Origin of the sequence: Flavobacterium covae, from assembly GCF_001534645.1 — a bacterium.
Taxonomy (GTDB): Bacteria; Bacteroidota; Bacteroidia; order Flavobacteriales; family Flavobacteriaceae; genus Flavobacterium; species Flavobacterium covae.
Map to the genome: position 1 here is coordinate 1277674 of NZ_CP013992.1, position 17207 is coordinate 1294880.

At 37.6% G+C, this 17207-nt stretch carries 26 protein-coding genes; 21 read left to right on the forward strand and 5 right to left on the reverse strand.

Going from position 1 to position 17207, the window contains the following annotated elements; translation table 11 throughout:
* Positions 1 to 3: 3 nt before the first annotated feature.
* From AWN65_RS05625 to AWN65_RS05645, 5 genes are all read right to left on the reverse strand, one after another.
* Positions 4 to 435: a phage protein Gp36 family protein gene (locus tag AWN65_RS05625; protein WP_060382274.1), complete on the reverse strand. Its 432-nt coding sequence runs from the start codon at positions 433 to 435 to the stop codon at positions 4 to 6.
* A gap of 4 nt (positions 436 to 439) precedes the next feature.
* Complete coding sequence (locus tag AWN65_RS05630) at positions 440 to 817, reverse strand: hypothetical protein (protein WP_235588351.1); 378 nt, start codon at positions 815 to 817, stop codon at positions 440 to 442.
* A gap of 104 nt (positions 818 to 921) precedes the next feature.
* Positions 922 to 2478: a hypothetical protein gene (locus tag AWN65_RS05635; RefSeq protein ID WP_060382276.1), complete on the reverse strand. Its 1557-nt coding sequence runs from the start codon at positions 2476 to 2478 to the stop codon at positions 922 to 924.
* Complete coding sequence (locus AWN65_RS05640) at positions 2478 to 3005, reverse strand: terminase gpP N-terminus-related DNA-binding protein (RefSeq protein ID WP_060382277.1); 528 nt, start codon at positions 3003 to 3005, stop codon at positions 2478 to 2480. Before AWN65_RS05640 ends, AWN65_RS05635 begins: the two co-directional genes overlap by 1 nt.
* Complete coding sequence (locus AWN65_RS05645; RefSeq protein WP_060382278.1) at positions 2989 to 3276, reverse strand: hypothetical protein; 288 nt, start codon at positions 3274 to 3276, stop codon at positions 2989 to 2991. Before AWN65_RS05645 ends, AWN65_RS05640 begins: the two co-directional genes overlap by 17 nt.
* Before the next feature lie 180 nt (positions 3277 to 3456).
* Between AWN65_RS05645 and AWN65_RS05650 the strand changes: the two genes are divergently transcribed.
* The 21 genes from AWN65_RS05650 to AWN65_RS14890 all read left to right on the forward strand — a co-directional run bounded on the left by AWN65_RS05650 (position 3457) and on the right by AWN65_RS14890 (position 16815).
* Positions 3457 to 4452: a hypothetical protein gene (locus tag AWN65_RS05650; RefSeq protein ID WP_060382279.1), complete on the forward strand. Its 996-nt coding sequence runs from the start codon at positions 3457 to 3459 to the stop codon at positions 4450 to 4452.
* A gap of 31 nt (positions 4453 to 4483) precedes the next feature.
* Positions 4484 to 5323 carry a hypothetical protein gene (locus AWN65_RS05655; RefSeq protein ID WP_060382280.1) on the forward strand — a complete coding sequence of 280 codons (840 nt, stop codon included), beginning with the start codon at positions 4484 to 4486 and terminating at the stop codon, positions 5321 to 5323.
* A 1-nt stretch (position 5324) separates the two neighbouring features.
* Complete coding sequence (locus AWN65_RS05660; protein ID WP_060382281.1) at positions 5325 to 5573, forward strand: hypothetical protein; 249 nt, start codon at positions 5325 to 5327, stop codon at positions 5571 to 5573.
* A 5-nt stretch (positions 5574 to 5578) separates the two neighbouring features.
* Positions 5579 to 5989: an N-acetylmuramoyl-L-alanine amidase gene (locus AWN65_RS05665; RefSeq protein ID WP_060382282.1), complete on the forward strand. Its 411-nt coding sequence runs from the start codon at positions 5579 to 5581 to the stop codon at positions 5987 to 5989.
* Positions 5982 to 6473, forward strand: coding sequence for a hypothetical protein (locus AWN65_RS05670; protein ID WP_060382283.1), 492 nt, complete (start codon positions 5982 to 5984; stop codon positions 6471 to 6473). Before AWN65_RS05665 ends, AWN65_RS05670 begins: the two co-directional genes overlap by 8 nt.
* A complete protein-coding gene (locus tag AWN65_RS05675; protein ID WP_060382284.1) occupies positions 6470 to 7645 on the forward strand; it encodes a DUF2586 family protein in 1176 nt (391 codons plus the stop codon). The genes AWN65_RS05670 and AWN65_RS05675 overlap by 4 nt, the downstream gene beginning before the upstream one ends.
* A gap of 1 nt (position 7646) precedes the next feature.
* Positions 7647 to 8066, forward strand: coding sequence for a hypothetical protein (locus AWN65_RS05680; RefSeq protein WP_060382285.1), 420 nt, complete (start codon positions 7647 to 7649; stop codon positions 8064 to 8066).
* Between the two features lie 74 nt (positions 8067 to 8140).
* Entirely contained in the window at positions 8141 to 8680 is a 540-nt protein-coding gene (locus AWN65_RS05685; protein WP_060382286.1) for a hypothetical protein, read from the forward strand.
* 205 nt (positions 8681 to 8885) lie between these two features.
* The gene (locus AWN65_RS05690) at positions 8886 to 10694 is read left to right on the forward strand and encodes a hypothetical protein (protein WP_145902542.1); all 1809 of its coding nucleotides are present in this window, start codon (positions 8886 to 8888) and stop codon (positions 10692 to 10694) included.
* Positions 10694 to 11293, forward strand: coding sequence for a DUF6046 domain-containing protein (locus AWN65_RS05695; RefSeq protein ID WP_060382288.1), 600 nt, complete (start codon positions 10694 to 10696; stop codon positions 11291 to 11293). The genes AWN65_RS05690 and AWN65_RS05695 overlap by 1 nt, the downstream gene beginning before the upstream one ends.
* Entirely contained in the window at positions 11293 to 12258 is a 966-nt protein-coding gene (locus AWN65_RS05700; RefSeq protein ID WP_060382289.1) for a hypothetical protein, read from the forward strand. Before AWN65_RS05695 ends, AWN65_RS05700 begins: the two co-directional genes overlap by 1 nt.
* Entirely contained in the window at positions 12258 to 12791 is a 534-nt protein-coding gene (locus AWN65_RS05705; protein WP_060382290.1) for a hypothetical protein, read from the forward strand. Before AWN65_RS05700 ends, AWN65_RS05705 begins: the two co-directional genes overlap by 1 nt.
* 7 nt (positions 12792 to 12798) lie before the next feature.
* Positions 12799 to 13026: a hypothetical protein gene (locus AWN65_RS05710; RefSeq protein WP_060382291.1), complete on the forward strand. Its 228-nt coding sequence runs from the start codon at positions 12799 to 12801 to the stop codon at positions 13024 to 13026.
* A 2-nt stretch (positions 13027 to 13028) separates the two neighbouring features.
* Positions 13029 to 13388, forward strand: coding sequence for a hypothetical protein (locus tag AWN65_RS05715; protein WP_145902544.1), 360 nt, complete (start codon positions 13029 to 13031; stop codon positions 13386 to 13388).
* Positions 13366 to 13647, forward strand: a complete 282-nt coding sequence (locus tag AWN65_RS05720) for a hypothetical protein (RefSeq protein ID WP_060382293.1) — start codon at positions 13366 to 13368, stop codon at positions 13645 to 13647. Before AWN65_RS05715 ends, AWN65_RS05720 begins: the two co-directional genes overlap by 23 nt.
* A gap of 2 nt (positions 13648 to 13649) precedes the next feature.
* Positions 13650 to 14567, forward strand: coding sequence for a hypothetical protein (locus AWN65_RS05725; RefSeq protein ID WP_060382294.1), 918 nt, complete (start codon positions 13650 to 13652; stop codon positions 14565 to 14567).
* Positions 14560 to 15069, forward strand: coding sequence for a hypothetical protein (locus AWN65_RS05730; protein WP_060382295.1), 510 nt, complete (start codon positions 14560 to 14562; stop codon positions 15067 to 15069). The genes AWN65_RS05725 and AWN65_RS05730 overlap by 8 nt, the downstream gene beginning before the upstream one ends.
* Positions 15060 to 15914, forward strand: a complete 855-nt coding sequence (locus AWN65_RS05735) for a hypothetical protein (RefSeq protein ID WP_060382296.1) — start codon at positions 15060 to 15062, stop codon at positions 15912 to 15914. Before AWN65_RS05730 ends, AWN65_RS05735 begins: the two co-directional genes overlap by 10 nt.
* Before the next feature lie 2 nt (positions 15915 to 15916).
* Positions 15917 to 16318 carry a hypothetical protein gene (locus AWN65_RS05740; RefSeq protein WP_060382297.1) on the forward strand — a complete coding sequence of 134 codons (402 nt, stop codon included), beginning with the start codon at positions 15917 to 15919 and terminating at the stop codon, positions 16316 to 16318.
* A 3-nt stretch (positions 16319 to 16321) separates the two neighbouring features.
* Positions 16322 to 16660: a hypothetical protein gene (locus AWN65_RS05745; RefSeq protein ID WP_060382298.1), complete on the forward strand. Its 339-nt coding sequence runs from the start codon at positions 16322 to 16324 to the stop codon at positions 16658 to 16660.
* Positions 16657 to 16815, forward strand: a complete 159-nt coding sequence (locus tag AWN65_RS14890) for a hypothetical protein (protein WP_158447583.1) — start codon at positions 16657 to 16659, stop codon at positions 16813 to 16815. Before AWN65_RS05745 ends, AWN65_RS14890 begins: the two co-directional genes overlap by 4 nt.
* The last annotated feature ends 392 nt before the right edge of the window (positions 16816 to 17207 follow it).

Genomic DNA, 17207 nt, shown 5'->3' on the forward strand with positions numbered 1-17207 from the left:
CCATTAAAAGTGATTTGTGTAATTTTTTCGACCGCCTAATTTCATAAACGTTGCCGGGGTGTCGGGAGTTCCATCCCCGTCGGTGTCATTTATTCTAATTGGTAAAGGCGGTTTGATTTTTCCCTCCGAAACTTTTTCAAGCCATAGCATGGCCTCGTCGTATCGAGTTTTCGCAACCTCGTTAAATATCTTTGTTCGGCGGGTATAAATCTCGTGAATAACAATTCCTTTTAGGTGCTTTAAAACTGTTAAATTACGTGCCTCATCAACCGCCGAAAATATTGCTTCAGTATTATAATATTGGTACAAATAGCCCGACATTAAATCGATACTTTCGTCGATTATATTGGTTACGATAGTGCCGTCGTTATTGATTATTTTGTTAATGATTTCCTCCGTTGCAACGGTTTTTAATTCCTCTTTTGCTAAAAACATAATTCTAAGGATTTGTCGGGTTTATACTTATTTTTTTTGAACTGTATTTTGGGTTTACGCGTCTGTAAATATTAGTTGTAAATGACAGCGTATAGGTCATAACTCCGCTTTCGTCTCCGGAGCTTTCCTCACTTAGCTCTAATACATTGAAATAATCGCCCTCTAAAAATTGTAAGCTCTCGACAATTTTATCGATTAAATCAACCTCAGTTAAGCCGTGTTCGTCGTCTGCGGTTCCGGCGTGTTGGTCTTGCCACCCATCTTTACAATAAAGAGTAACTTCTACATTGCAATAACCCTCTTGTTTGTTTTCGACCATACTTTCCCAACGTATTGATGCGATATTAATTAAGGCGGCCGTCCAAAGGGTACCGTAGCTCATTTCCGGGTTAGAAAATTGTTTGCGTTGCAAATCTACAAGCTCGAGCTCTGGAACGTTATCGGTTAAAGCCTGTTTAACCTTTATAAAAAGTTCTTTTCTTGGTGTCATACTCTACGTTTTGTTTTTCTCGCTCCTATAACAGGCCTTGCATTGTTTCCGCTGTCTTGTGAATAGCCAAAATAATTTCTACCCAAACGAACTGCATTTTCTAATGTGTCAGGAAAGTCATCGTGTGCTTTCGTTCCTTTCTCAAAAGACAATATTTGCTCCTCGGCACTTTGCCAGTCGGATGTGTCTTTTAGATTTTTATTTATGGTTAGAAGTTTATTAAAAAAGACATCGGTAAGCGTTGCCTCGATTCTAATGTGCTTATCTGAATTTGTGTGATTAGGCAAAGGGACTGACGCATATTTTTCACGCTCTGCTGTCGATAGCCATGCCGTTGAAAATACTGCCGCCTGTGAAACTGTGGCGTCATAAAATGACAAAACCGAAACCCCCCTTGAGGTATATTCTCGCATTTTAGCAAAATGCCATTCCATGGCCTCCGGCAAATCACATTGACGACAAAAAACATCTAATAAATAGGCTTTTCCACTTTTGAAACCAACAATAGCACAGGCCTTGAAATCTCCATTTCTTGTATAAGATAAATCCCAATGAGCTATAAGCCCGTCCCAAATAATATCATTAGGGATATCGGCGTATTTAAGCCACTCGGCTTTAAATAATTTACCTTTTTCGATAGGGTTGTTATAATCCTCCCTTTGTGATGTATAGTAGTCTGTTTTTTTGTTGATCTGAATTACATCTTTTTTGCTAAGCCTTTCTTTCCATGTTGGATTACCATTCTCATCAGATAAGTTGATGATAGACTCATCAAAATGAATTGATTTTTTAAAGGCCTCTTTAATTCCGTCGAGTATTCCGTTTTTAACTATGTAGTTATTTGGAACAATTAAACGACCGCGTCTTAAATGAAAAGCTTTCCCTAAATCTCCGGTAATTTTTTCGACATTCTCGCGAGTTAATTCTAGGTTCTTGGCTTGTTTTCTGTCCTCACAGTCGTCGACTGACGCAAAATCGATACGATTAGCCCCCGACCTTAAACCCCTGAAAGGTTGATTTAGCCCAAGCGCTTTAAACTTCTTATTATCGGTCGTATCAAACTCGCCATCTGCCCAACTCCCGTAACTCATTTGCACACCAAAATCTTTGATATATCTCTCATTAAATTGTAAATGTTGCTGTAAATCTGATAGGAGTATTTTTGCTAAGTTTTCATTTTTACCAATTAGTACCCCGAAAAAAAGCTCATCATTTTGCTTAAGATGACACATATTTCCAACATTAGTATGAATTGATTTTGCGCTACCTCGATACCACTTTCTTAATTGTACTATAAAAGGGTCTTGGAATACTTTCTCGTAAGTGTATTGGTGGAAATCGGCACAAGGAGCATCGGCCAAAGAAAACGCCACACCAACGCCAAAATAATAATCAAAGAATTTAGTATAATTTTCGGGCTTAAGTAAATAAGCAATTCTCTCCTCTTGCTCCTCTGTAGTCTCTTTGACTATTGAGTTGTAAGTAAGTTCCTGTATTTGCTTTGACTTCATTTTGAAGTTTTCTAAAGCCGTTTTAAATTCGGTTGCGGTCATTATATTAATGTTTCGATGTAACTATCCTGTAATGTTCTAACAGTTTTTAAAATCTCAAGGTTTTTATCTCTTTTTGCGCCTTTAGATTTGGCTACTATGTCAGTAAACCAATCAACAAAACTGTCGAAAGCCTCCATTGAGTAAACTGCTTTTTTCTTATTGTCGTCCATTTTTTCCCAAGCCGCTGCCAACTTTGAAATGTCATCAGGTTTGTAGGGCATTTGTTTACCTATTTTAATGGCGGCAATATTCGAGCGAATCATCTTTTTAATTTCATTCGGGGAGATATTTTGCAGGCTTTTTTCCTCGTCCCAATTTTGAGATTTTTTCCAAGCTGTTAATGTTTTTACACCAACTCGAATTGTTTCCATTTCGGAGATAGATTGCAAAGAGTATCCACGAATATAAAGGCCTAAAGCATCCTGCATTTTCTTATCACGCTCCGAGTTTTTTAGCCTCCCTGTACTGATGTTGTTTTCGTGAGTTTCCTCAACAATCGGCTTTGATTTTTTACTTGTAGTTTCCATCGATGTTTAAAATTCCGTTTTCTTCAAATTTGATATTGTTGATTTTCATACCGTCGTATTCGAGGTTCTTTTTGGCCTCAATTAAAACACTCATATAATCGTCGTCGTCAAGCATTTGAATAATGCCGACACCAAGCTCTGGGAATTCCCTAAACTCCCCTTTGTTGGCAAGTAATATTTGCTCCTGATGCTGATTGTCAGAATACCCGATTTCTACGTCTCCATTCTTGAAACTCAAATCGCCGTTAGTGTCTAAAAGTATGTCTCTCATAGAGCAAAATTCGACTTTCAATAGCTGCTATAAAATTTCAATTCCAACGGTTGTGCAAAAAACAAACAAGCCTTGTATTTAAAGGGTACAAGGCTTGGAACTCGATTTTTTTTTACTCTCAAATCGACACAATTTTGCCTCGACATTCAATCAGAATGATAGAAAACCACTACTTAAAAAATGACTTACGATTTTATTATTAACACCGAAAATGTAAACGAATACTACTACCGTGTTTTAACGGCGGGAATCGATTTCGAGCAATATATGCGCAACCCAGTTGTATTGTTTATGCACGAGCGTGAATACGACAAAGACGACGATAATAAAGGAAGCGCCGTAATAGGCCGTTGTGTTAAACTTTGGACACGAGGCACCGAATTAATCGCCACCATTGAGTTTGATATGGCCGACGAATTCGCGGCAAAAATTGCGGGTAAAGTTGAGCGCGGTTTTATCCGAATGGCCTCAATGTTCGCCGATGTAAAATCTACCTCTTCAGAGCCGGAGCTTATCCTCCCCGGACAAATTTTTGAAACTGTAACGACCTGTAAGTTGGTTGAGATTTCAGTTGTAGAAATCGGCGGTAACGACGACGCCCTAAAACTTTCTAAAAAGCACATGGAGCAAGTAAAACTTAAAAAAATTAATTCAGAAAACAATTCAGATATGTCACATTTAAAAACCATTGCATTAGCATTAGGCCTTTCGGCAGAAACACCGGAGGAGACAGTTTTAAAGGAAGTTCAATCCCTTAGACTGGCAAAAGAAACGGCAGAACAAAAAGCGGCCGGATTAGAAGTACAATTAAAAGGGATTCAAACAGCAGAGGCCACAGCTTTAGTAGATAAAGCCGTGACTTTAGGATTAATTCCTGAGGCTTTAAAAGATAGCTCTTTAAAATCTTTTGAATTTGACCACGCTGGGCAAAAAGCTATTCTTTCAAAATTAATTGAAGAAAAGGAGGCTGACGGTTCACAATCGGAAACCCACCAAGCAGTTAGAGAGGTTGTTCTCGGTAAAAAAGGGAATCAAGCACCCGCTGTCGAAACTTTCGACTACCTACAAAAACACGATCCTGTGAAACTCGGAAAAATCCGAAGTGAAAACCCCGCACAATATGCACAGTTAGCCAAAGATTATGCGGCCGGAGTAAGACACCAAGAGAGTAAATAATCATCAAAAACCATAAAAAAACAGTATAAAAATGGCATTACAAAAAGAAGTTTGGGAAGCGGGTATTAAGGAAAATCCTATCCCTAATAATAGCTTTGTTTTTGCATCTACGGATAAATCCGAGTTTGTAGAAAACAACAAAATTCACCTTGCAGAAGCGGGTATCGAGCCGGACGTGCACGAAAACTATTTTGCGGGTAGCGAAACGGATTTACCGTTAGCATCTATTACTGACATTCCTAACGAGGTTGTGTTGAATACTTATTCAACTGACAGAACTCGCCACAGAGATTTACAAGAGTGCGAATTACAGTACAACAAACGTATGTCAATTTTAAATAGACATAAAAATGCGTTGGCTAAAAATTTAGGTGTTAGAGCGGCATTCGCTTGGACTCCAGCGGCAACAAATGCTTATAATAAAGTAATCACTTTGGGTGCCGGTTCAATCCTTGACGCAATCATTGACTTGCAGGCATTTTATGCAGAATTGGACAAAACAGAAGGATTAAATATCTGTTTAACTCCAAAAGATATGGCTAAAATCAGAAAAGAAAATAAAGTTCTTTATAAAGAGATTTTAGCCGAAGGGACTATTTACGGGTTTAAAGTTTTCCAATATACTAAAAACCCATTATTTACTTCTGAGGGTGTTAAAAAACCTTTTGGCTCAGTTAAAGAGGCAGGAGATTTACAGGCCTCATTTACTTGGGCAACTGACGAAACATTCCGTTGTTTTGGAGACGTTAAAATGTATGAAACATTAGCTACTGCCGCTTCGCAAGCTGACGAGATGTCTTTTGCACAACGCGCTCTTGTTGGAAATATCCGTGCAACTACCCCTAAATATTTAGGCGCAATCATTTCTTAAGATGAGTAATAAAGATAACAAAAAAGCCTCCGAAAAAAAGGAGGCTTTAAGAGAAAAGGCGATAAACTTTTTTAAAGAAAACCCAACAGCTCCCGCAGTTTATGGAACGATAGACGGTTTTCTTTTTACACATAAAAAGTTTGCCGAAAATCACGCGGTTACATTAGAGGGGCAGGAAGTTATCAATTTCAAAAACCCTAATGACATTGACGTCGAGACTGAAGAATTAGAAACGCAAACCGAGGAATAATAAGCATGAGAATTATAAAATATTTAGCCGTGCATTGCACCGCCACGGCACAGAGTGCAACCGTTGAAAACATTAAAAATTATTGGCGTGAACATCTTGGATGGCAAATGCCCGGCTATCATTTTATAATAATGCCAAACGGGACTGTGGTTCCATTATTGCCAATTGAGGAGGTTTCCAACGGCGTGAAAGGCTTTAATAGTGTATCTATCAATATCTCTTATATAGGAGGTGTTGACGCAAAAGGAAAGCCAAAAGACAATAGAACCGAGGCACAAAAGGCGAGCTTATTAAAACTACTCAAGGACTTAAAAAAGAAATTTCCAACCGCGATAATTCAAGGACATCGTGATTTTCCAAATGTAAAAAAAGCATGTCCAAGTTTTGACGCTAAAAACGAATATAAAGATGTATAAGAAAACGCTCTTGTTATTAGTGTTTTGTTTTAGTTGTTTGTTGATTTCCTGTCGAACCACACGGCAGGAAATTCAAAAAACGGACAGCCAAACAAAGGTTACGACTGAGAAATCGATAACCTATAAAGACACAACATTGGTTGCGCCAAAAGCTGAAACGAGTATAAAGATTCCGCTTAGTGAATTGGGCTTTAAAAATGATTTAAAGACCATTTCAAAGCCGATTAATTACTCTCAGAAAAACGGGCAGGCCAAAGTAAAAATTAAGATTGTGCACGACACGATTTACGCTACGGCAACCTGCGACAGTTTGGCTATTAGGGCTCAAATAAAAAGCGAGCTAACCAAAGAAATGCTTAAAGAAAGTAAAAGCGACACCGCCTCTGAAAAGTCAAAAACGGGCTACTCCTTTTTTGATTTGATTTGGGCTTTTGTCATCGGATTTGGGATTTGTTATTTACTTAAAACTTTCAAAATACTATGAATTTACCAAATATAAGATTTAACATCTCAAAGAATGGTTTGGGGTTAGCTACTGCCGAAATCCAAAAGATTCCGGGAATAGTTTTAACTGGTGTAACCGTGTCCGGTGCTAACAAAGTTACTACCGGAGTGGCTTATCAAATTTTCTCTCTTGAGGAGGCTGAAAATTTAGGAATTGAGGCCACAGGAGCCAACGCTTTTGCTCATAAGCATTTAGCGGCATTTTACGAAAAGACTGGTAAAGGTGCCGAGCTTTGGTTTATGGTGGTTCCGGCAGTTGTTACATTAACAGAAATGGCCGACTTGACAAACCCATACGCTAAAAAGCTATTGTCAGACGCAAAAGGTAAAATTAGAGTTTTAGGTTTTGTTAAAAAATCAGGCTCTGGAGAAACTATTACTGAAGGTTTAGATGCTGATGTACATACGGCAGCTGTTAAAGCTCAAGAGTTGGCCAATGATTTTGCCGATAGATATTTCCCGGTTCGTACAATTATCTCAGGGAATAAGTTCTCGGGAGTTGTAGCCGATTTGAAAGATTATGCAACTACAGAGCTAAATCGAGTGTCAATTCTATTGGCTAATAATGACGGTTCAAAAGAGGCGTCTATTGGGATGTATTTAGGCCGTACGGCTACTATTCCAAGTCAGAGAAAAGTATCTCGAGTAAAAGACGGTGCTGTTGAGCCACTTGCCGCCTATTTTACTAGCGGCGACACAGTTGAATCACTAGACACGGCTTGGGACGCCATTGCAAATAAAAACTACATCTTTTTAAGAGGCTTTGCAAATCGTTCGGGCTATTGGTTTACAGGAGACCAAACTTTGACACTTCCAACGGATGACTTTAGAATTCAATCTCGTGGGCTAGTAATGGACGAGGCCGTTCTTATCGCTTACGACACAATGGTTGAGGAGTTATCGGACGAAATTCCGGTAACTGAGTTAGGAACCGTACACCCGGCAATTATTAAAGGTTGGCAAAATAAAATCGAAAAGAACCTTAATCGAAATATGGTTCAAGTAGGTAAGCTATCTGCCGTTAAGGCTTTCATTGACCAAAACCAAGACGTTTTGACATCTGATAACTTAGATATCGATTTACAATTATTGCCAGTTGGATACAGTGATTTTATCACAATAAAAATCGGATTCACAACAAAATTAGATTAAGATGGCAGAAACTACAAGTAGTAAGCAATACGGTTGGAATGACATGTCAATAGCCGCCGGAGGTAGAATTTATGAGGGAGTTACAGAAATTGAAGTTACCCGAAAGCAGGAAAAAGAAGTCTTAAGAGGCAGAGGCTCAAAAGGGCATAGCATTTTAAGAGGAAACGAATCGGTAGAGGGAAAATTTACAATTTGGCAAAGTGATTTTGAGGCAATGGTTAAAGACGCTCCAGATAACGATGTTCTAAAAATGAATTTCGATTTGATTTGGACTTTTGCCGCTTCAGCTTCAGACCCAACTGTAACTGATGTAATTGTTTCGTGTGAAATCACCGAATATAAAAAAGGAGCAAAACAAGGTGATAAGAATATGCTTATCGAGCTTCCTTTCATAGCCCTTACGGTTAAGCACCAACAATAATAAAATTTTAAACAGATCATAACCTAAAAAACCGCCTTAGCTAGAGCGGGCGGTTTTTTTAAAATAACAACAAAATGGCTAATCAAAAACAAATTAACGAGTGGAAAGAAAAATACGGAGGAGTTTATGAACTTCCTGTAGAAGATAAAACGGCTTACTTAAGAGAGCCAAAAATGACAGATTTTAAACGCGCATTTACAGCATTACAAGAAAGCGAAGTCGGATTCGGAGAGGCGTTGTTAACATCATTATTTATTGGCGGAGATGAGGAAATAAAAACGGATGATGATTATTTCTTTCCGGCTCGTAAACAGCTAAAAGAATTCTTTATCTATGACGATGCCGAAATAATTCAAGAGGGTAATGTTTCAGTTATTGTTATTGGAGAGGCAAAATGTAAAGTGAGAGTTATTGGCCGCGAAGACATTAAAATTGCCGAAAAGAAAAATCCATCGGGGAAACCTTTCGTTACACAAGAAAAACTATTTGAGCGTGTTTGTTTAGAGAAAGATGATGCCTTTAACGATAAAGAAAATGCATCTATCCGTTTTCCACTTTATCAAGCAATTGAAAAGCTACAAAACAAAAAAGTAGCAACCATAAAAAAGCTTTAAAGGAGGCCGTCATCGACCAAGATGACGCCTCGGCTTTCAAGTTGGCCGAGCATGTCAATTTTAGACTATATGACGCCTACTTAAAGTACTATTTACATATTCCAGAACCGAACTTATTAAGCGACGAGGACTGGGCGGAAGAAATTCAAAATTTACATTACATCAGAACCAACGAGAAAGAAAGTTCTCAACCACAAACTTAAAAATGAACGCATACGAATTTATTGTAAAAATGAAAGACATGGCGAGCTCCTCACTTCAAAAGGTGGCGGCGTCAGTTGGCGTTACAAAAAATAAGATTGATGGTATGGACACCTCAATGAAAAAAGTTGAGAAAACTTCCAGCAGCTTAGGCAATACAATGAGTAAGTTAAAAAGCCAAATCGCCGCGGTTTTTGCAGTTGCCGCCATTTGGTCATTTACAAATAAAGTAGTCGACGCCAGGGCGGAATATGAAAAGTTTAATGCTGTGCTTACCAATACATTCCAATCGGATAAAGTTGGAGCCGCAGCGCTCAATATGTTAACCGATTTCGCTGCGCATACCCCATTTCAGTTAAACGAATTAACCGGGTCATTTGTTAAGTTGGTAAATAGGGGGTTTAACCCTACCATGAACGAAATGACAAAGCTTGGAGATTTAGCAAGCTCACAAGGTAAAAGTTTCGACCAACTTACAGAGGCTATGCTCGATGCACAAACTGGAGAGTTTGAAAGGCTAAAAGAGTTTGGTATTAAAGCTTCAAAAAGTGGTGACAAAGTAACCCTTTCGTTTAAGGGAGTAACCAAAGAAGTTAAAAACAATGAGTCGGCAATTCGAGACGCCTTGATGCAATACGGACAAATGACAGGAGTTGCCGGCTCTATGGAAGCTATATCTCAAACTTTGGGCGGTAAAATTTCAAATTTGGGTGATCAATGGAATAGCTTTTTAGTTGCCGTTGGCGGGGAGTCTGGCGGAATATTCACGGCGGTCATTTCAATACTGAGTGCGGGTCTCGGGTTCCTGACGGAATACCTGCCTTATATCTCTGAATGGTTTAATATTCTTTGGACAATGATTGAACCGGTAGTTCTCGCCCTGGGCGAACTAGTAAAAGCCGTTTTCGGATTTACGGACGCCGGTAACGCAATGCAATCCTTTGGGGATATTATGACATGGGTTTTGGTGGGGCTTGATTGGTTAACCACAGGATTAGTTACAGTTATCGGATGGTTAATGCCATTTTCAGATTACATATATGCCGGTGTAATTGCTTGGGCGGCTCTTAATTTAGTTTTTGCGATATCTCCTTTAGGTTGGATTGTCATGGGAATTATGGCCATAATTATGGCCATTGGAATGATTGTAAAATACACAAGTGGTTGGGGAGAAAGTTGGAGGCATACCGTTAACGGGGCTAAATTCTTGTGGCAGGCTTATACTGATTATGTCAAAGCAAACTTTAACACTCTTGTAAATGTTTTAATGATTGGTATCGACAAAATCAAACTGGGTTGGTATAAGTTTAAGGATGCGGTTGGTATGGGTGACAGCTCCGAAAATCAAAAGATGATTGCTCAAATCAACGGCGATGTAGAGGCTCGTAAAAAGTCAATATCTGACGGTTACAAGAAAATGATTGACTCGGCCAAAAATGCTAAAAATGAATTTAGCCAAGTAGGTATAAAAGTCGATACTGAAGGAATTAAAAAAGACTTTGCCGGTATAAAAAACAAGTTCAACGGACTTGGCCAAAAAGATAATAGCACGGCCGCCTATGATGACTATTTAAGTAAGCAGAAAGGAGCCGGAAAAGATAAAGCCGGAGCCGGAAAAGATAAAAAGGAAAAAGATTCTATTGTTTCCGGTGGCTCTAAAATAACCCACATAACAATTAACATCGAGAAGCTCCAAGACGATACAAAGATTTATGTAGAAAGCACTGAGCGCGGGTTAAATAATTTGGGTGAGAAAGTTCAAGAAATGTTACTAAGGGCTGTTAACAGCGTAAACCAAATGCAAACAGGATAATGGCAGATATCGATTTAAGACAATTAACGGCTAAGATACTTTTTGACTATGTCGGACCTGCATTCCCGGAATGGTGGAAAAAGAATAAGAAATTTTTTGAGCTACCAGATTTAAGAGGTATCAACTCAGAGCAAGTAAAAGGCGGTAAATACTTTATGCAATTAAAGTTGTCGTATAAAGGTCAAATTTTCGAGTTACCTAACGAGCCTTTAATTTCCATCGGGTTGGCCAAAACAATTGTAAAAACGGCCACAGTTGGAAAACAGCGTAAAGGCTCGGTAAAAGAATATATATGTACTGAAGACAGTACAATTACGATTAAAGGGGTTTGCGTGAATGTTGAGGAGCCGGAACTATATCCGGCTGAACAAGTGGCATTATTGAAAGAACTATTTGATATAAACGACGCTCTCGAGGTTGAATCTAATGCTTTTTTTGAATTATTCGGGGTTAGAAAGTTAGTAATTGAGGACATGAAGTTTGACGAAATGGTCGGAGAATCCGGTTTACAGAGTTACACAATTTCCGCGGTAGATGATCAGGATTTTTATGCTGATTTAAACGAAAAGGATACACAGAAAAATAATTTGTTAGGCTAATGTTTATACTTGAAAGTAAGGTCGAAATTGGAGATTATACATTTAACTCCATACACGAAATAGAGATAACCAAATCTGTTGAGGATATGAGCGACACGGCCGTTATCAAGTTGCCAACCAAATTCAAAGTAAAACAAAATGGAGAGCAAAAATTTACTGAAAATGCCATTAAAGTAGGCGATAAAGTTTCAATCACTTTAGGCTATGAGGATAAATATTCCGGGGTTGAGTTTAACGGATATGTAACCAAGGTAAGTCCAAAAATACCACTCGAAATACATTGCGAGGATTCCCTTTGGTTACTTAGACGTAAGAACATTACCAAGAGTTGGGAAAGCACAACAATGAAAGAAATTTTAAAGGAGGTTGTAAAAGATACTCCGGTAAAATTGGCCGACAATATTCCGGACGTGAAACTCGAAAAGTGGATTATCAAAAACGCTAACGGGGCGCAAGTTCTCGAGAGCTTAAAAAAAGACTTATTGATGTCTGTTTTTATAAACGATTCCGGGAAACTGTATTGCGGGTTACAGCAACTCACAAACGTAGGCGAGACGGTTGTTTATGATTTGAATTACAACTTAGTTGAGAATAACCTCGAGTTTAAAACTAAAGAGGACAGAAAAATCAAGATTAAGTATACGTACATAGACAAAGAAAATAAGCGCAAGAGTATCGAAGTTGGTGACCCAGATGGGGAACAAAGAACTTACCATACTTCGGTTATTTCTGACACAAAAAAATTGGAGGAAATGGCAAAGGCCGAAATCGAGAAGCTAAAGTATGACGGTTTCGAGGGGGACATTACTAGTTTTTTAATTCCATTCGCCACCAGGGGAATGAAAGCCAAAATTTTAGACAGTGAGCACCCGAATCGTGAGGGAAATTATTTTATTAAAAAAGTGGTTACAACTTTCGGAACTAGCGGAGCTAGGCGAAAGGTAACAATAGGTAACAAACTATAATGGAAAAAGAATTACAAGACGCATTTAGAAGACTTAAACAGAGGGACGTTGATACATTCCCAGTTGAAGTTGTTTCGGTTGACAAATCCGCGGGAACTTGTAAAGTTAAGGACGACGACATCGAATATACAAACGTAAGATTATCGTCAATTATTAAGCCAAACGGCAAAGCTTTTTTCTTGTTTCCAAAGGTTGGCAGCTCCGTTTTAGTTTCTCCAATTAATGAGGATTTAAAGCAGCTATATGTCGAGGCTTATTCAGAGGTAGAAAGTTTAGATTTCAATATTGAGAAATCACAATTATTTATAGACAAAGACAAATTTTTGTTTAAGCGTGATAATGTAGAGTTTGAAATTGACCAAGCGGGTTTTCTTCTAAAAAAAGAAAATGAAACTCTTAAAAAAATAATGGCCGATTTAGTAAAGGAAATTAGAGCAATGAAGTTTACAACGAATACAGGTTCAACAATACTTTTAGTTAATGACCCACAATTTGCGGCCGTAGAAAGTAGAATTAATCAATTTTTAAAATGAGTTTAAAATGGCTTTAAGCGAAACAAGATTAGCAAACAAGATAATCGCCGTAATGGACGAATGTCAGCAAGAAACGACCGACCCAAACCAGTCTAAAGTAAATTTTGCAAACAAACTGGCTAAAGCGATTGTAGAAGAAATTAAACAGGCAAAAATAAATTATACGACTGGTTTAGTTGCGCCTCCAGGAGGCGGAGCGGTTACCGGGAACCTAAATAGCATAACAATTACTTAAAAATGAGTTTAACTTTTATTACGGCACTTATAGCGTCAATGGGCGGTACTGGAATTTTTACATTTTTATTTACTCGAAGTAAATATAAAGTAGATGTATTACAGGCCAAAGAGAATGCAGAAAGCACATCTATTGATAACGATATTAAACGCTCTAACCAATATAAAAACATGTTGGACGATTTAGAGGTACGCTATGAAAAGAAATATCAAGAATTTGAAAACATTATGCACCGAAAGGTACAGATTTTAGAGGAGGAGATAAAAATGCGAGACCGAAAAATAAAACTTCTTGAGAGAGAAATTGCGGAATTAAAACAAGAAAATAAACAGCTCAAAAATGCAAAAAACAGTACTACATAATCAAAGCCTTATCGATTTCACTTTGCATCATTGCGGAACGTTGGACGGTATTATGGCAATGGCCGTAGAAAACAATATCAGTATTACTGAAATTCTTACCCCCGGACAGGTTCTTACGATTCCAAATGAAATCATAAAGGATATTGATATAGTAGGCTTTTATGAGACAAAACGAGTAATACCCGCAAGCGGGTTTAATACATTGGAAAATGAGGCTTTACAAAATATGTTTGCTTATGAGTTCCCAATAATTTTATAAGAATGGCACGATCAATAAAAGAAATTCAAAAAACAATTTTAGAGGCAAAAGACCAAGCGGTTGAGCTTTCTACATTGGAAATATTAACCGATGAGGAGATAACATTAATCGATGTAGACAGCACCTCTAAGGCCGCTAATTGGCGTTTATGGGTTTGGATTTACGCTTTTGCACAATTCATACAGGAGCAATATTGGGACACATTCAAGAAAGAAATGGAAAAGCGAATCGCGGAAACAAGAATACACACCCCAAAATGGTACCGCGAGAAAGCTCTCGATTTTATGTTTGGTGTTCCCCTGGTACCGGAAACTGATTATTATGATTTATCGGGTTTGACCGATGCCCAAATAAAAGCGGCTAAAATTGTAAGTAATGCCGCAACTGTAAGAATTGTGCAAAATGGATACGGAACATTAAGGCTAAAAGTAGTTAGAACGGTTAACGGCGAATACGCACCACTATTACCTGAGCAAATTAACGCCCTTGATATTTATTTTAATAAGAATGTGGCCGATGCAGGAACTGTAGTAAATGTAACATCGGGAAACGCTGATTTGTTGAAACTTAAAATTGATATTTATTATGACCCATTAGTTATGGCAGCGGATGGCTCAAGGTTGGACGGAACTGAACAAACGCCAGTAATAAATCAAATAAAGAATTATTTAAAATCTATTGACTTTCAAAACGGGAAACTTGTTTTGACTTATTTGGTGGATAAGCTACAAGAGGTACCAGGAGTAATATTGCCAGTTATAAAAGAGGCCTTTTCAAAATATGGTGATTATGATTATACAACCCCTGATATTCAAAACTTGGGGGCTATAAATGAAATAAGAATTGCCGACTCTGGATATATGAAATTAGACGAACTAAACTTGTTAATTAACTATATACCGTACTCTGAAAATGGATAAAGCTTATAGCATAGACTGGCGAAACTATATCATTATTAACCTCCGGTCGAGTATTCGAAAGTTTAAATACATAAAGCTTTTTGAGGCCTTTTTAAGACCAGTCGTTTGGCTGCACCTCGAATTTTTGGAGTTTAGAAGGCAAGCTCTTTATAAGTTGAGCCATAATAGCCAAATATGTTATTTACAGGCTGTATTGAATGATTTTTTTGATAATGACCAACGGCGCATAATTATTACAAACGCCATTTTGCGGGAGCCCGTTTGGTTTTATGAACCAGAGGAGGATAAACCGGTTAGGCATTATGAGGAGGCCGATAATAAACCGGTCTATTATCGAGAGGAAAACGAATTTGTTGGGGACGGTGCTGATTTTATCGTCGTGATTCCAATTGATTTAAAACCGAGTAACAATCTCGAAGAAACGGCCTTGCTAATCAAAATCAGGGCTCAAATTGATTATTACAAACTATACGTTAAAAACTATATAATTATATGGGATTAGGAAATAAACTAATTGTGACAGCTACCGGGTTCCCCGGCACAAATAGGACATGGCGATTCGTTCAAGACTCTTTTCGTGAGCCTCTCGGAGCTTTAGCAAAATTAGCCGGGGATAAAACAATTATTACAGGTGTAGATGTTGATGATACCGACCCAAATAACGTAACCGTATCAGACGGTTTTATAGTTTATAATGGAGAAATAATTCCTTTTGTGGGTGGTGCATTTGTGGGTACTGTGACTGTTATCGAAACTATCGAAAACGTGCTTTACAATACTGATGCAGACAATAATTTACAATTGGATAGCCTTCCGGCTTATCGTACAATTTTTGCAAAGTGTGGAACTGGAGGTATTGACATATTTAATTTTAATGATTTAAAAAGGCTAAAGACTATTGACGAACTTTCGCAATTTGCTTTACCTGCCGGGATTGTTATTGACCCGAATTATGTTCACACGGATGTTAATTTCACTTTAGTTCTATTGAATAAACTGAATTTCTTACAGCAACCTGATTGGTCTGTAGTGAATCCCTTGAGCGGCGCATTTATTAAAAATAAGCCTCCGGGTTTGTTGAACTATCTCTATAAAGGTGTAGCAATTTTAGGAGATTTTCCAAATGCCCAAACAGCGACTGTTTATATAAATTTTCCAGACGTAGGCACTAGCAACTATATGGTTTTAGGGACAATCCATTCATTTAGACCTATGGGTCAAGCTGCACAAGATTTAATTTGTTGGTTTACCGCCGGGCATGAACAAACTAGGTTTAGACTAGGGGGTTATGAGCCATTTGGTGGGTCGCAAAACATACGATTTGAATATTTAATTATACCATTATAGCCATGATATATTTTAAAGCTAAAGAACTAGAAGCAAAGCCATTTGTACAATGGGAAAGTGTCGCTTTAAGTTTAAAAGAATTACAAACATTAGGACTAGAGGGAGACCCTTTAATAATGAGTGAAGACAGTATCCCCGATTTTATGTTTGGCGTATGCCCTTTAAAAATAGTTGACGGGCAACTCGTTGAAAGAACTGATGTTGAAATGGATGTATTTGAAAAAGAATTTAATAGTCCTTCACTAGAATCTATACAAAAAGAAGCCTCTGAATTAGTGTTGAAAATTTCCACTTTTAAAAAGCTTGGGGAAAACTATTCACTTCTTGAAATAAAATTAAATGATTTGAGAATAAAGTATCAACTCGTAAAAAATAAAGAACAAGTATTACCACTAAATTTTTAAAAAATGGAAGAAATAGAAATCGAACAAATCGAAATCAAAGAGGACAGCGCGGCCAAAATAAATGCAGTTGCGGGATTACCTACAAAAAATGTATTGTTTGCTAATGAGTTTAACGCAGTTGTTAAGGCCATTAAGAATGCTAAAATTATCAAACCGGGCGAATTATCAATTTACAAAGTTTTACCTAATCAAGATAATACAACTTTAGAAGTTGGAGATTTTGTTCAGGGATTTGTTCAAGGACAATTTGTAAGCGCAAATTATTTAGGAGGAGATCCTCAATTATTAGAAAGCTACGGCATTGAAAATCCAATTGAACCAACACCACCAGGAGACGGTTGACATTTGCAAGTGGTAATGTTCCCGTCGTAAGTACAACGGCACCAGCTTCGGCTACATCAACTGGAGTAGTTGGAGAAATTAGAGTTACATCATCTTATTTATATGTGTGTACGGCTACAAATACTTGGGTTCGTAGTGCACTTGCAACTTGGTAAATTAGAATTATATGCTAAATTTTTTAACTCAGTTTTTACTTGATAACGTTAACTTTTTGCTTTTTGCAATTATAATCGTTGGCGGTTTTTTCACAACTAAAGTTTGGAAAACAAAAAGAGTATCGGCCACTTATAAAGTGTTGTTTGCCTCAATTGTCTTGTCAATTATTTTTTATATGATTGATGGCTGTGGTAAAGAGTGTTTGAAAACGTACTTGTTTACTTACCTTTTTTCAACTTCCTTTTATGATCTTGCAATAAAGTATTTCATAAAAAAAGCAAAGCAATTGGAATAAACATTCATTCTCCAGAGGGCGGGAATAAAAAAAAGTCCTCCAACAAATTAAAAACTTTCTCAGGGTAATTTAATTTATAGCAACAAAGCCACGCGT

What these genes read in the sequence shown, in the direction of transcription:
- AWN65_RS05625 (WP_060382274.1), bottom strand. Translation starts at nt 435, where the DNA reads ATGTTTTTAGCAAAAGAGGAATTAAAAACCGTTGCAACGGAGGAAATC.
- AWN65_RS05630 (WP_235588351.1), bottom strand. Translation starts at nt 817, where the DNA reads ATGAGCTACGGTACCCTTTGGACGGCCGCCTTAATTAATATCGCATCA.
- AWN65_RS05635 (WP_060382276.1), bottom strand. Translation starts at nt 2,478, where the DNA reads ATGACCGCAACCGAATTTAAAACGGCTTTAGAAAACTTCAAAATGAAG.
- AWN65_RS05640 (WP_060382277.1), bottom strand. Translation starts at nt 3,005, where the DNA reads ATGGAAACTACAAGTAAAAAATCAAAGCCGATTGTTGAGGAAACTCAC.
- AWN65_RS05645 (WP_060382278.1), bottom strand. Translation starts at nt 3,276, where the DNA reads ATGAGAGACATACTTTTAGACACTAACGGCGATTTGAGTTTCAAGAAT.
- AWN65_RS05650 (WP_060382279.1), top strand. Translation starts at nt 3,457, where the DNA reads ATGACTTACGATTTTATTATTAACACCGAAAATGTAAACGAATACTAC.
- AWN65_RS05655 (WP_060382280.1), top strand. Translation starts at nt 4,484, where the DNA reads ATGGCATTACAAAAAGAAGTTTGGGAAGCGGGTATTAAGGAAAATCCT.
- AWN65_RS05660 (WP_060382281.1), top strand. Translation starts at nt 5,325, where the DNA reads ATGAGTAATAAAGATAACAAAAAAGCCTCCGAAAAAAAGGAGGCTTTA.
- AWN65_RS05665 (WP_060382282.1), top strand. Translation starts at nt 5,579, where the DNA reads ATGAGAATTATAAAATATTTAGCCGTGCATTGCACCGCCACGGCACAG.
- AWN65_RS05670 (WP_060382283.1), top strand. Translation starts at nt 5,982, where the DNA reads ATGTATAAGAAAACGCTCTTGTTATTAGTGTTTTGTTTTAGTTGTTTG.
- AWN65_RS05675 (WP_060382284.1), top strand. Translation starts at nt 6,470, where the DNA reads ATGAATTTACCAAATATAAGATTTAACATCTCAAAGAATGGTTTGGGG.
- AWN65_RS05680 (WP_060382285.1), top strand. Translation starts at nt 7,647, where the DNA reads ATGGCAGAAACTACAAGTAGTAAGCAATACGGTTGGAATGACATGTCA.
- AWN65_RS05685 (WP_060382286.1), top strand. Translation starts at nt 8,141, where the DNA reads ATGGCTAATCAAAAACAAATTAACGAGTGGAAAGAAAAATACGGAGGA.
- AWN65_RS05690 (WP_145902542.1), top strand. Translation starts at nt 8,886, where the DNA reads ATGAACGCATACGAATTTATTGTAAAAATGAAAGACATGGCGAGCTCC.
- AWN65_RS05695 (WP_060382288.1), top strand. Translation starts at nt 10,694, where the DNA reads ATGGCAGATATCGATTTAAGACAATTAACGGCTAAGATACTTTTTGAC.
- AWN65_RS05700 (WP_060382289.1), top strand. Translation starts at nt 11,293, where the DNA reads ATGTTTATACTTGAAAGTAAGGTCGAAATTGGAGATTATACATTTAAC.
- AWN65_RS05705 (WP_060382290.1), top strand. Translation starts at nt 12,258, where the DNA reads ATGGAAAAAGAATTACAAGACGCATTTAGAAGACTTAAACAGAGGGAC.
- AWN65_RS05710 (WP_060382291.1), top strand. Translation starts at nt 12,799, where the DNA reads ATGGCTTTAAGCGAAACAAGATTAGCAAACAAGATAATCGCCGTAATG.
- AWN65_RS05715 (WP_145902544.1), top strand. Translation starts at nt 13,029, where the DNA reads ATGAGTTTAACTTTTATTACGGCACTTATAGCGTCAATGGGCGGTACT.
- AWN65_RS05720 (WP_060382293.1), top strand. Translation starts at nt 13,366, where the DNA reads ATGCAAAAAACAGTACTACATAATCAAAGCCTTATCGATTTCACTTTG.
- AWN65_RS05725 (WP_060382294.1), top strand. Translation starts at nt 13,650, where the DNA reads ATGGCACGATCAATAAAAGAAATTCAAAAAACAATTTTAGAGGCAAAA.
- AWN65_RS05730 (WP_060382295.1), top strand. Translation starts at nt 14,560, where the DNA reads ATGGATAAAGCTTATAGCATAGACTGGCGAAACTATATCATTATTAAC.
- AWN65_RS05735 (WP_060382296.1), top strand. Translation starts at nt 15,060, where the DNA reads ATGGGATTAGGAAATAAACTAATTGTGACAGCTACCGGGTTCCCCGGC.
- AWN65_RS05740 (WP_060382297.1), top strand. Translation starts at nt 15,917, where the DNA reads ATGATATATTTTAAAGCTAAAGAACTAGAAGCAAAGCCATTTGTACAA.
- AWN65_RS05745 (WP_060382298.1), top strand. Translation starts at nt 16,322, where the DNA reads ATGGAAGAAATAGAAATCGAACAAATCGAAATCAAAGAGGACAGCGCG.